Genomic DNA, 13375 nt, shown 5'->3' with positions numbered 1-13375 from the left:
AATCCCCACAAGTGAGATACGTGCTAACATCTTTGCTTTCATTTCAGTCAAGAAAAACGCTATGACGACGGCACTCGACATTCAAGGCTTACGCAAAACCTATGACAACGGCTTTACCGCCCTCAAAGGCATCGACTTGCGGGTGGAACAAGGCGACTTCTTCGCCCTGCTCGGCGCCAATGGTGCAGGCAAATCCACCACCATCGGCATCGCCAGTTCGCTGGTGAACAAGACAGATGGCAAAGTCAGCATTTTCGGCTACGACCTCGATACCCAGCGCGAGCAAGCCAAGGCACAAATCGGGCTAGTGCCGCAGGAATTCAACTTCAACATCTTTGAGCCAGTTGTCGAAATCGTGGTGAATCAGGGCGGCTATTACGGCATCCCGCGTGCCGAAGCTTTTGCCCGTGCCGAAGTCCTGCTCAAACAACTCGGTTTGTGGGACAAAGCCCGCGATCAAGCACGCAACCTTTCTGGCGGGATGAAGCGTCGCCTGATGATTGCGCGTTCCCTGATCCACCAACCGCGCCTGCTGATCCTCGACGAACCGACTGCCGGGGTCGACATCGAAATCCGCCGCTCCATGTGGGAATTCCTGCGCAAACTCAATGCCGAAGGCACCACCATCATCCTCACCACCCACTATCTGGAAGAGGCCGAAAGCCTGTGCCGCAACATCGGCATCATTGACCGGGGCGAGTTGATCGAAAACACCAGCATGAAAAAACTGCTCAACCGTCTCGATACCGAAAGCTACGTGTTCGACCTTGCCAGCCCGGTGACAGCACTCCCCGCGACCAGCAACCTGTGCCATTTCACCCTGCAAGACCCAACCACGCTGGAAGTCGTATTCCACAAAGAACACCATTCGCTTAATAAAGTGTTCGCCTTCCTCAATGAACACGGTGTCATCGTCAACAGTATGCGCAACAAAACCAACCGGCTGGAACAACTTTTCATGGATCTGGTGGAGAACAATAAACAATGAATGCACAGCAACAATGGACAGCCTACACCACCATCCTGGTCAAGGAAGTGCTGCGGTTTTCGCGTATCTGGGTGCAAACCATCATCCCACCGGTGATTACTACCGCGCTGTATTTCGTGATTTTCGGCAACCTGATCGGCTCGCAAATCAGTGACATGGGCGGGCACAGCTACATCAACTTCATCACACCGGGGCTGATCATGATGACCGTGATCACCAACTCCTACGCCAACGTGGTGTCATCGTTCTACGGCAGCAAGTTTCAGGGCAATATCGCTGAAATGCTGGTGTCGCCGACGCCAAACTGGATCATTCTGGCAGGCTTTATCAGTGGCGGGGTAGCACGTGGCTTGGCCGTGGGCTTGGCAGTTACACTGGTATCGTTGTTTTTCAGCTCATTGAACGTACAACATATTTTCGTCACCTTTACCATTGTGCTGCTGACTTCCATGCTGTTTTCACTGGCAGGCTTGATCAATGCGGTGTACGCGAAAAGTTTCGACGACATCACCATCGTGCCCACCTTTGTGCTGACACCGCTGACTTATTTGGGCGGGATATTTTACTCGATTGCGATGTTGCCACCTTTTTGGCAAAACGCGTCCTTGTTGAACCCGGTACTGTACATGGTGAACGGCTTCCGTTACGGCATCTTGGGCACATCGGATATGTCCATCTGGGTCAGTTACGCGGTGATTGTGGCCTTTATCTTGCTGCTGGGCGGGTTTAGCCTACATTTACTCAACAAAGGCATCGGGACTCGCAGTTGAAATCTGTCGTTATCATTGGCGGAGGTCCCACCGGGCTGATGGCTGCTGAACAGCTTACCAACGCAGGCTTCGTGGTGGATTTGTATGACGCCATGCCCACGCTGGGGCGCAAGTTCTTGCTGGCGGGGATCGGTGGGTTGAACATCACCCATTCCGAACCCTTCGCCGCGTTTTGCAGCCGCTATGCCGAACGCCAAGCCGAATTGCAGCCGCTGTTGGCAACCTTCGGGGCGGATGCATTACGGGCATGGTGCGCCGAATTGGGGGTGGAAACCTTCGTTGGCACATCGGGGCGCGTGTTTCCCAAAGAGATGAAAGCCGCGCCGCTGTTACGCGCATGGCTGGCACGCCTGAAGCGCAATGGGCTGCGAATACACCCGCGTCACCGCTGGATGGGTTGGGATGCACAAGGGCAACTCGTGTTTGAAACACCAGCAGGCAACGTAACCTCGCCTAGCCTCCCCCTCATCCTTGCCCTCGGCGGCGGAAGCTGGAAAAAACTCGGCAGCGACGGCGCATGGGTTCCGCTACTCGAAGCCTGCAACATCCCCATCGCCCCCCTGAAACCTGCCAACTGCGGCTTCCTGTGCGCATGGAGCGAACACCTCCGCAGCCGTTTCGCAGGTGCGCCGCTGAAATCCGTCAGCCTCAGCTTCACCGACCTTACTGGGTACACCGAAACCCGCAAGGGTGAAATGATCGTGACGGAACGCGGGGTGGAAGGCAGCCTGATCTACGCGTTTTCTGCCCGCTTGCGCGACAGCCTCGACTTACACGGCTCAGCCACATTTTATCTGGATTTACTGCCCAACCACGACCACGCACATATCGCAGCCGCCTTGCAAACCAAACCGGCTAACAAAACGCTGGGCAATTTTCTGAAAAGCCGTTTCAAGCTGGATGGTGTGAAAACGGCACTGCTGTTTGAAACGCTGGATAAAGCACACTGGCAGAACATTCCACTGCTGGCATCAACCTTGAAAGCGATTCCGCTCACCGTGACCGCAACCACGCCGATTGACGAAGCCATCAGCACCGCTGGCGGCGTGCCGTTTGCAGCGCTGGATAGCAATCTGATGTTAAGACAATTACCGGGAGTCTTTTGTGCAGGGGAAATGCTCGATTGGGAAGCGCCGACAGGAGGCTATCTCCTGACGGCGTGTTTCGCCAGCGGACGAGAGGCCGGAGAGGGCGTCATCCGCTGGTTGACACAGGGTGTCAGTGAGGAACGTCCATCTCCGCCGCACTAAAGCCCGGCATACGTGCTGCCATAATGGCATTCGTGAAGGTAGCACTTGGGCGCATCACCGCTTTAGTCAAGGCAGAATCGGCGAAGAAATGACCGCCAATATCAACCGGCTGCCCTTGCACGCTGCTGATTTCTGCAATGATTTTATCTTCGTTTTCCGTGAGAACGTTGGCCAGCTTGCCAAAATGCTCCGCCATTTCAGGCTCTTCAGTTTGCTTAGCGAGCGCTTGTGCCCAATACATCGCCAGATAGAAGTGGTTGCCACGTGTGTCCAACTCGCCGGTGCGCGGCTTCGGTGACTTATCGTTTAACAACACATTGCCGACAGCCTCATCCAGCGTTTCAGACAGCACTTTGGCTTTATTGCTGCCGTATTGTCTGGCCACCTGCTCAAAGGAAACCGTCAGTGCCAGAAACTCCCCTAAGGAATCCCAGCTTAGGTGGTTCTCTTCCAGCAATTGCTTCACCAATATCGGCGCAGTACCACCCGCCCCGGTTTCATACAAACCGCCGCCTTTCATCAACGGTACAACAGACAACATTTTGGCGCTGGTTCCCACTTCCATAATCGGGAACAGGTCAGTCAGGTAGTCGCGCAAAATATTGCCGGTCACAGAAATCGTGCTCTTGCCACGAATAATCCGTTCCAGACTGAAACGCATTCCGCGCAGGGGTGACATAATGCAAATATCGACACCTGTCAGGTCGTACTCTTTCAGGTAGGTTTTAACCTTCTTGATCAACTCATTCTCATGTGGGCGGTATTCATCCAACCAGAACACGGTGGGCAATTGTGATTCACGCGCCCGTCTGACCGCCAGACCTACCCAGTCACGTATCGGCAGATCTTTGGTCTGGCACATGCGCCAGATGTCGCCCGCTTCCACGGTTTGCTCGATCAGCACCTTGCCTTGATCGTCTACAATCCGCGCCACACCATCTTCTGGAATTTCAAAGGTCTTGTCATGCGAACCGTATTCTTCGGCTTTTTGTGCCATCAAACCGACGTTTGGCACAGAACCCAGCGTTCTGGGGTCGAAAGAACCGTGGGTTTTACAGAAGTTAATGATTTCCTGATAAATACGCGCAAAGGTACTTTCCGGCATTACCGCTTTAGTATCTTTCAACTTACCGGCTGGGCCATACATTTTGCCACCATTGCGGATCATCGCAGGCATAGAGGCATCCACGATGACATGGTTGGGGGAATGCAGGTTGGATATGCCTTTAGCGGAATCCACCATCGCCAGTTCCGGGCGATGTTCGTAGCAGGCATGAATATCCCGCTCAATTTCTTCACGCAACGAGGTTGGCAACGTGGCAATCTTTTCATACACGCTGCTCATGCCGTTGTTCGGGTTAACGCCCAATTCCTTGAACAACTGCGCGTGTTTTTCAAACAGTTCTTGATAGAAAATCTTGACGCAGTGGCCGAATACAATCGGGTGCGAAACTTTCATCATGGTGGCTTTTACGTGCAGCGAGAACATGACGCCGGTTTCCTTCGCGTCATCGATCTGCTGTTCATAGAACTCGCACAGGGCTTTTTTGCTCATGAACATGCTGTCGATGATTTCGCCTTCCAGCAGGGACACTTTCGGCTTGAGCACGATAGTCTTGCCGCTGTTAGTCACCAGATCCATGCTGACATCGCAGGCACGATCCAGCGTCAGGCATTTTTCACTGCTATAGAAATCACCGTGATGCATGTGCGACACGTGCGTCTGTGATGCTTGGCTCCATGCTTTCATTTCATGCGGATACGTTTGGGCGTAACGCTTGACGGCAGCGGGTACGCGACGATCCGAGTTGCCTTCACGCAGCACAGGGTTTACCGCACTTCCCAGCACTTTGGCGTAACGGCGCAGCAGTGCTTTGTCTTCTTCTGTTTGCGGGTCTTCGGGGTAATTTGGCAGTGGGTAGCCTGCGGCTTGCAGTTCTTTGACTGTCTCTATCAATTGCGGCACAGACGCGCTGATATTGGGCAGCTTGACAATATTGCTATCCGGTTCTTGCGTGAGTTGCGCCAGTATCCCCAGATCGTCAGAGACTTGCTGCGCTTCTGTCAGGTAGTCAGCGAACTCTACGAGGGTACGTGCAGGCAGCGACAGATCGTTTTTGGTGATTTCAATACCAGCGCCAGAGGCAAAGGTACGGATAATCGGCAGTAAAGAACACGTCGCCAGCAGCGGCGCTTCATCCGTCAGGGTGTAAATGACCTTGGGTGTTTCATTATTCATATAAATTCATTCCTCCTAGCAATATTGTCTTACAATTTTATCTAGTATAGGCGTTATAAGCCACAAAATCCGTATATAAAAACGTAAATTGTCGACAATTAAGAGTGAGGGTGATACCTATGTCATTGGTTTAATGCTTTTGTTGCGACGCACATAAACATTCCTGTAACATCACTGTCACTTTTTGGCTTCGTTGGAATCCGTTGGCTATGTCAGAACAGTCGCTGCACATCAATCAGCTTGCGCGTGGCATCGCCACCACCATTGTGCAAGGTTTCAACCGCCACTTTGAGATTTTCCAGCGAATCACGGCGGGTGCGCGGCAACGCTTCGAAGAGGCCGAGTGGCGGGCAGTGCAACTGGCGTCCCGCGAACGCATCATGCTTTACGATCATCGCGTCAAAGAAACCATTGCCCTGATTCGCGACTTGTATGAAATCAAAACGCTCGACCCCCAGTTATGGCGTGAAATCAAACACTGTTACATGCGCTTATTGCTGGATCACCAGCAGCCAGAATTGGCCGAAACTTTCTACACCTCCGTGTTTTGCCGCCAGTTTCCACGCCAGTACTACACCAATGACTTCATCTTTGTACGCAGCTCCATTTCCACCGAATACATTGATTCCGAAGAAACCAGCTACGTGAGTTATTACCCCGGCACGATTGGCTTGCGTGAATCCATCGTCAATATCTTGAAAAATGCCGGGTTTGTGCTGCCGTTTGAAAATCTGGGACGCGACCTGCGCAATATTTACCGCGCCATCGTCCAAAACTACCCCGGTAAGGCCAACCGCAAGGCACAACTGAATTTCCAGATTTCCGTGATCCGCCACCCGTTTTTCCGTAACAAAGCGGCGTATCTGGTCGGGCGCATGATCAACGGGCGGGATGACACCGCCTTTGCCCTGCCTATCCTCAACAATGAACAGGGTGGCTTGTACATCGACGCGTTGGTGTGGGGGGAAAAGCAGCTTTCGGTTGTCTTCAGCTACTCGCAGGCGTATTTCATGATGGAACACCAAGTGCCGTCGGCGGTGGTTTCCTTCCTGCAACAATTGTTGCCGCGCCGTGATACTTCGGAACTGTATTCGGCGATTGGCTTACACAAACAGGGCAAATCCGCGTTTTACCGCGATTTTTTGCACCACTTGCGCCATTCCAGCGACGAATTCGTGGTCGCACCGGGGATACGCGGCATGGTGATGATGGTCTTCACCCTGCCCTCCTACCCCTACGTGTTCAAAATCATCAAGGACAAGTTCGCGCCACAAAAGGAATTCACCCGCCAACAAGTCGAGGAAAAATACCATCTGGTCAAACGTCACGACCGCGTAGGCCGCATGGCGGATATGCTGGAATATTCCAACGTCGCCCTGCCGGTGGAGCGTTTTATCCCCGAGCTGTTGCAGGAATTGATCGAAACCTGTGACAGCAGCATCAGCTTCGACGGTGACAAAATCATCTTCCGGCACATCTATCTGGAACGCCGCATGATCCCGCTGAATATTTTCATCGAAACCGCCGACGATGAGATTCTGGAACGGGTCATCGAAGACTACGGCAACGCCATCAAGCAATTGGCAGGCGCGAATATTTTCCCCGGCGATTTCCTCTACAAAAACTTCGGGGTCACGCAACAAGGGCGAGTGGTGTTCTACGATTACGACGAAATCAGCTACATGACCGAATGCAACTTCCGCAAGATTCCGCCGCCGCGCTTCCCGGAAGATGAATTCCGCTCCGAACCGTGGTATTCGGTGGAACCCAACGACGTGTTCCCGGAAGAATTCGGTACGTTCCTGCTGTCTACGCCCAAAATCCGCAAAAGCTTCCTCAAATATCACCGGAATTTGCTGGATGCGCGTTACTGGAAGGAAAAGCAGGACAAGATCAAGGAGGGTCAATACGAAGATGTGTTCCCGTATCCAGAGGCATTGCGCTTCAAGAGATGAAGCGCCATGTCTCTCCTTTTTCCCTCTGTCAGGTGCGCTCAGTGCTGCTCAGTCGTCGGCTGCCTTGTACTGCGCCATCAGTACCTGTTGGGTCTTTGCCGTCGTTGGCTCATAGTGACTGAACTGGATAGCCCAGCTACCTTCACCCGCTGTCAGGGAATTCAGGCGGGAGGCATAATCCTCCAACTCTGCCAACGGCACTTTGGCCTGTATGACCATATTGACACCCGTTTCATCAGCTTGCGCATGGTGAATCTGGGCACGTCTGGTCGCCAAATCGCCGGAAATATCGCCCATTGCGGCGGCGGGAACCGTCACTTCCAGATCAACTACCGGCTCCAGAATGATCGGGCGGGCTTCGGCAACAGCCTGCATGAACGCCTTGCGCCCTGCCACCACGAAGGCAATCTCTTTGGAATCGACGGAATGCATTTTGCCATCCAGCAGCGTTACCCGCAGATCCATGAGCGGGTGTCCGCTAATCGCACCGGAGGCCAGAACCTGACGTACACCTTTTTCCACCGCCGGGACTAATGAGCCAGAAATTGCCCCACCCACAATGCGGCTGACGAATTCAAACCCCGCCCCGCGTTCCAGAGGTTCCACTTCAAGCTGCACTTCGCCGAATTGCCCTGCCCCACCGCTTTGTTTTTTGTGACGGTATTGAGCCTGCACCGATTGAGTGATGGTTTCTCGGTAAGGAATCCGGGGCGGGGCGGCATCCACTTCCACATGATATTGCTTATCCATGCGTTCCAGCGCGATGCGCAGATGCAAATCACCCAAGCCCCGCAGCACGGTTTCATTGGCTGCCGTGTCGTATTCAATCCGCAAACAGGGGTCTTCAGCGACCAACTTATGCAGCACATCCGACAGCTTCTGTTCATCACCACGTTTTTTGGCACGCAGCGCAAAGCCAACCAGTGGCGTTGGCAGCGTCATGCCAGACAGCTCGACACCATCATCTTCATGGCGTTCATGCAAAATGGTGTCTGGCTCGATTTCATTGATCTTGGCGACGGCGCAAATATCGCCCGCTACGGCCTGCTGAACAGGGATGCGCTCTTTACCCTGCAAGCGATACAGATGACCGATTTTGACGGGCTTACCTTCCGCACCCACTAATACCTGACTGCCCAGCTTCAAGCTGCCCTGATGCACCCGCAACAACGCCAGTTTGCCAACAAACGGGTCAAATTCCACATGAAAAACATGCGCCAGCAAGGGTTTGTCCAAGTCGGGAACAGCCCACGTTGCCACGGTTTTCTCGCCTTGGTGGCGGATAAACGGATGCGGGGTGGCTTCTAAAGGATTGGGCGCAAGTTTGGCGAGTATATCCAGCAGTTCAGCAATGCCTGCGCCCGTCTTGGCGGAGGTGAAGCAGACCGGTACCAGATGGTTTTCACGCAATGCCTGTTCAAAGGCTTCATGCAACTCCTCGGCAGGCACCTCACCCTCTTCCAGATAATGTTCCATGGCGGCTTCATTCGCTTCCACCACCTGCTCTATCAGTGAAGTATGGGCTGCCTCTACCGAAGAAAAGTCCGCCGTGCCTGATTCATGATCATACACGTCAACCACTTGCGCAGCGTGGTTGACGGGCAGTTCCAGCGGCAGGCATTCTCGACCGAATACATCGGTAATTTCCTGAAGGCGCTTTTCCAGTTTTTCAGGGGCTGCGTCAATCCGGTTGATCACCACCATGCAGGGCAAACGCTGATGGCTGACCCACTCCATGATTTTGCGGCTCATTGGCTCAATACCAGCCGAGGCATTGATGACCACCACGACCGTATCAGCGGCTGACAGGGCAGTTTGCACCTGCCCCTGAAAGTCGGGGTATCCCGGGGTGTCAATCAGGTTGATATGGCAACCGGCATGGTGAGCCGTGGCCACTGACAAGTACAGGGAATGCTGATGTTCTTGTTCCAGCGGGTCAAAGTCAGTGACGGTACTGCCTTTTTCAATGTCACCTGCTTGAGTGGTTTCACCTGCCTGAAACAGCAAGGCTTCGATCAGGCTGGTTTTGCCAGAACCTGTATGTCCGGTGAAGACAATGTTTCTGATGTCTTGGGTGGTATGCACGTTGACTCCTTTTTGGTATTGAGTTTTCCGCCCATTCTACTCCGCAGGAAATCCGCTTATCTGACCTATATCATGTGTTGAAAGGAAGCCGCGAGGGGTTTCTTTTAGTACACTCTAAGCATGAGTGAACTGAGCCACCCCGATTTCCTGCAACAACCTGTCACTGCCCTACGCGGTGTCGGTGATGCCTTGGCGGAAAAGCTGGCGCGGCTGGGCATCTTGCGGGTCGCTGACCTGCTGTTTCACCTGCCGCTGCGCTATCAAGACCGTACCCGCATTTACCCCATCGCCGACCTGAAAGTCGGGCAGGAAGTGCTGGTCGAAGGTGAAATTATTTCCACCGAAGTGGTGCAACGCGGGCGCACCATGCTGCTGTGCCACCTTAACGACGGTAGCGGCATTCTTACCTTACGCTTCTTCCACTTCACCTCCGCCCAGAAATACAGCCTGCGCCCCGGCGTATTGCTGCGCTGCTTTGGTGAAGTGCGCCAATCTGGTTTCAAGCTGGAAATGGCGCACCCCGAATACCATTACCTCAAAGCCGATGACCCCGAACCGATTGCGAATACCCTGACACCGACTTACCCCACCACCGAAGGCTTGCAGCAACGCAGCTTGCGCCGCCTGATTGATCTGGCGCTGGAACATGTGGATGAATTGCCAGATTTGCTGCCAGAAAGCGTGGTCAGAGAACACCGCTTTCCGCCACTGGCACACGAATTACGCACCTTGCATACGCCGCCGTCTGGTTCAACCATCGAAGGAATGCACCCCCACCGCCTGATTTTTGAGGAACTGCTCACCCACCAACTCGCGGTGCAGCAAGCTCGGCACGAACTCAAGCAAGTGCAAGCCCCATCCTTGCCGGAAAGCAATCACTACTGGGTAAAACTGCGCCGCGCCCTGCCCTTTGCCCCCACTGATGCTCAAAACCGGGTGATCAGTGAAATTACCAACGACCTGCAACAAGCCGTGCCCATGAATCGACTGGTACAAGGCGATGTGGGTTCGGGCAAAACACTGGTGGCAGTCGCCGCAGCCTTGCACGCGATTGCCAACGGCTATCAAGTGGCGTTGATGGCACCCACCGAATTGCTGGCGGAACAACATTACCAAAACCTGACCCACTGGCTGGAACCGTTGGGGGTGGAAACTGTGTACATTTCCGGCGGTCAAACTCCGCGCCAACGCCGCCGCAAGGTGGAAAACCTGCTGCTGGGTATCGGGCATATCGCGGTTGGTACACACGCGCTGTTCCAACGCACGGTTGAATTCCTGCAACTGGGGCTGATTATTATCGACGAACAGCACCGTTTCGGCGTGCATCAACGCATGTCGCTGCGCGAAAAGGGCAAGCAGGGCGACAACTACCCGCACCAATTGGTGATGACTGCGACACCGATCCCGCGCACCTTGGCGATGACCGCTTACGGCGATCTCGATTATTCGGTGATCGACGAATTACCGCCGGGGCGCACCCCGATTACGACTGTCGCGCTCAACAACGAACGCCGCGATGACGTGATTGAACGCATTGCCGATGCCTGCCGCGAAGGCCGCCAAGCCTACTGGGTTTGCACCCTGATCGAAGAGTCCGAAACCCTGCAATGCGAAACAGCGGAAGCCACCGCTACCTTATTGCGCGAACGCCTGCCCCACGTCGAAGTCGGGCTGGTACACGGGCGGCTGCACGGTTCCGAAAAGGAAAGCATTATGCGCCAGTTCAAGTTGGGGGAAATCCAGCTACTGGTCGCCACCACCGTCATTGAAGTCGGGGTGGATGTGCCGAACGCTTCGCTGATGATCATCGAAAACGCGGAACGCTTCGGCCTATCACAATTGCACCAGCTACGCGGACGGGTCGGACGCGGCAGTACCGCCAGCAGTTGCGTGCTGCTTTACCAGCACCCACTCGGCAAAACGGCGCGTAAACGGCTGGATGCGATGCGCAACAGCACCGACGGTTTCGTGATTGCAGATATTGACCTGGAATTACGCGGCCCCGGCGAAGTGCTAGGCACACGCCAGACCGGCGATGTACGGCTACGGATTGCCAGTTTGTTGCGCGATCAGCATTGGTTGCCAGCGGTGCAGATGGCAGCGCGGGAAGTGGTGGCGAAGTACCCGGAACGGGTGGAAGCGCTGACTCAACGCTGGTTGCAGCAGCCGGATGGCGAGACAGCGACGCAGTTTTTCCAAAGCTAGACACCTGCTATGCTAACTTGACATCCTCCCCTCCCTAAAGGAAGGAGATTCCTACTGCATTCAGCTAGATAGTGTCTGACCGGAAACCCTAAAACCCTTTTCCGATCAAGATGCTACGCCCGTTTTCCTTGCCCTAAGATTTCCCGGAAGCAGGCCAGAAAGCTGCAAAAGCGCCCAAAATAGGGCAAAATAGGGCATCCATCCGCCAAACTTCGCAGGAGACACACGATGCGTGAAGTGATCGCCCGCCAACTTCGCCTGGGTCACGCTGACATCGGCAGGCTGACCTTCAACCCACGTTCGCGGGACGACATCCCGCAGGTGTTGCAAGGGCTGCAATACATTTATGTGACAGACGAACTGCGTGAGGCGGTGTTTGCGGTGCTGGAAAAGCGGGTTCCGGCGGAGGTGGACGCCAGCCGTGGACGCCCCGGCATGGATCTGTGGAATGCGCTGGTGCTGGCGACATTGCGGGTGAACCTGAACTGGGACTATGACCGGCTGCTGGAGATGGCGAACCAGCACCGCAGCATCCGTCAGATGCTGGGGCATGGTTTCTGGGATGATGACGATGAGTACAAGCTGCAAACGGTCAAGGACAACGCCGCTCTGGTGGACGAAGCCAGCCTGCAACGCATCAACCAGTTGGTGGTGGAGGCCGGTCACAAGCTGCTAAAAAAAAAGCCGCGCCGCTGAGCGCCCGTTGTGACTCCTTCGTGGTGGAAAGCAACATCCACTACCCGACCGACATCAACCTGTTGTACGACGCGGTGCGTTGTTCGGTGCGCACGGTGGCCGATTGGTGTGAAGGGCACGGCGACAGCCGCTGGCGGCAATGGCAGTACAATCTCCGCCAGGTGAAGAAAGCCTGCCGTCATGCGCAGAAGCTCAAGCACTCCAGCTCCCAAGACCCGGACAAGCAGGCCACCCGGCAACAGGCCATCCGTGACGCCCACCACACCTACCTGGGCCTGTGCGCCGCGCTGTTGTCGAAAGTGGAGGAAACGGTGGCTGACCTGCCCCTCAGCCTGCTGGACAGCCGGTCGGGCAACGACCTCCAGCGCTGGCTGGGGTACGGGTGGCATCAGGTTGACCTGGTGCGGCGGCGGGTGCTGGACGGGGAAACCATCCCCCACGGCGACAAGATCTTCTCCCTCTTCGAGGATTACAGCGAATGGCTCAGCAAGGGCAAAGCCGGTGTGCCGGTGGAGCTGGGCCTGAACGTGTGCGTGATGGAATCGGCTGACGGCTTCATCCTCCACCACCAAGTGATGCAACACTGCCCCGACAGTGAGATTGCCGTGACCATGGTTAAGCAAGCCAAAGCGCTGTTCCCCTCCCTGAGCGCGTGCAGCTTTGACAAGGGGTTCCACTCACCGGCAGACCAGCGCGAACTGGCCGAACTGCTCGACCGGGTGGTGTTGCCGAAAAAGGCCGCTGGAGCCAGGCGGACACTGCCCGTGAAACCGACCCGGCGTTTGTCCAGGCCAGACGCCAGCACTCAGCGGTGGAATCCGGCATCAACGCACTGGAAGTCCATGGGCTGGACTATTGCCCCGACCGGGGGCTGGAACGCTTCAAGCGCTATGTGGCACTGGCGGTGGTGGGCAGGAACCTGCAAAAGGTCGGGGCCATTTTACAGGCCAGGGCGTTGGAGGCCTTGCAGAAGGATGAACGCCGACGACAGCGCCAAGCCGCCTGAACCACCCCACAACGCCGACCGATGAGGGAAAATGCCGGGAAGGCAGGGCAGCCCCTGCACCGAAGGCAAGCCTGCGCTGCCAGCCATGCCTTGAAACCCAGCGTTTTACCCTCGTGCTTGCCAGAAGGTGGCGGGGAAAACGGCTGCATGGACTAAAATTGGGCACTCGTGGCGGCAGGAA

At 55.2% G+C, this 13375-nt stretch carries 7 protein-coding genes and 1 pseudogene; 6 read left to right on the top strand and 2 right to left on the bottom strand.

The annotated features are described in order from the left end of the window. The first annotated feature begins 61 nt into the window (after positions 1-61). From J9253_RS02685 to J9253_RS02675, 3 genes are read left to right on the top strand one after another with little or no spacing between them, the layout of a single operon-like run. Positions 62-988, top strand: coding sequence for an ABC transporter ATP-binding protein (locus J9253_RS02685; RefSeq protein WP_210223191.1), 927 nt, complete (start codon positions 62-64; stop codon positions 986-988). Continuing rightward, positions 985-1758: an ABC transporter permease gene (locus tag J9253_RS02680; RefSeq protein WP_210223190.1), complete on the top strand. Its 774-nt coding sequence runs from the start codon at positions 985-987 to the stop codon at positions 1756-1758. Before J9253_RS02685 ends, J9253_RS02680 begins: the two co-directional genes overlap by 4 nt. Beyond that, the gene (locus tag J9253_RS02675; RefSeq protein WP_210223189.1) at positions 1755-3008 is read left to right on the top strand and encodes a TIGR03862 family flavoprotein; all 1254 of its coding nucleotides are present in this window, start codon (positions 1755-1757) and stop codon (positions 3006-3008) included. The genes J9253_RS02680 and J9253_RS02675 overlap by 4 nt, the downstream gene beginning before the upstream one ends. Here J9253_RS02675 and J9253_RS02670 read toward each other — a convergent pair. Further along, positions 2977-5247, bottom strand: a complete 2271-nt coding sequence (locus J9253_RS02670) for an NADP-dependent isocitrate dehydrogenase (protein ID WP_210223188.1) — start codon at positions 5245-5247, stop codon at positions 2977-2979. The genes J9253_RS02675 and J9253_RS02670 overlap by 32 nt on opposite strands. Positions 5248-5456: 209 nt before the next feature. Between J9253_RS02670 and aceK the strand changes: the two genes are divergently transcribed. Further along, on the top strand, positions 5457-7202 hold the full coding sequence (gene aceK, locus J9253_RS02665) for a bifunctional isocitrate dehydrogenase kinase/phosphatase (protein WP_210223187.1): 1746 nt from the start codon (positions 5457-5459) through the stop codon (positions 7200-7202). 48 nt (positions 7203-7250) lie between these two features. Here aceK and fusA read toward each other — a convergent pair whose 3' ends face one another. Further along, entirely contained in the window at positions 7251-9287 is a 2037-nt protein-coding gene (fusA, locus tag J9253_RS02660; protein WP_210223186.1) for an elongation factor G, read from the bottom strand. Positions 9288-9407: 120 nt separating this feature from the next. On the opposite strand from fusA, the gene recG reads away from it, so the two are divergent. Then, on the top strand, positions 9408-11492 hold the full coding sequence (recG, locus tag J9253_RS02655; RefSeq protein ID WP_210223185.1) for an ATP-dependent DNA helicase RecG: 2085 nt from the start codon (positions 9408-9410) through the stop codon (positions 11490-11492). Between the two features lie 228 nt (positions 11493-11720). Further along, positions 11721-13194, top strand: a pseudogene (locus J9253_RS02650) (ISNCY family transposase). The last annotated feature ends 181 nt before the right edge of the window (positions 13195-13375 follow it).

It is taken from the genome of Thiothrix litoralis (assembly GCF_017901135.1).
In the GTDB taxonomy this organism is placed as follows: Bacteria; Pseudomonadota; Gammaproteobacteria; order Thiotrichales; family Thiotrichaceae; genus Thiothrix; species Thiothrix litoralis.
The sequence above is the reverse complement of the archived record's forward strand: the minus strand, read 5'-3'. Positions and strand labels throughout refer to the sequence as shown.

Coding starts and splice junctions, on each gene's coding strand:
- J9253_RS02670 (WP_210223188.1), bottom strand. CDS start 5,247: ATGAATAATGAAACACCCAAGGTCATTTACACCCTGACGGATGAAGCG.
- J9253_RS02680 (WP_210223190.1), top strand. CDS start 985: ATGAATGCACAGCAACAATGGACAGCCTACACCACCATCCTGGTCAAG.
- J9253_RS02685 (WP_210223191.1), top strand. CDS start 62: ATGACGACGGCACTCGACATTCAAGGCTTACGCAAAACCTATGACAAC.
- recG (WP_210223185.1), top strand. CDS start 9,408: ATGAGTGAACTGAGCCACCCCGATTTCCTGCAACAACCTGTCACTGCC.
- aceK (WP_210223187.1), top strand. CDS start 5,457: ATGTCAGAACAGTCGCTGCACATCAATCAGCTTGCGCGTGGCATCGCC.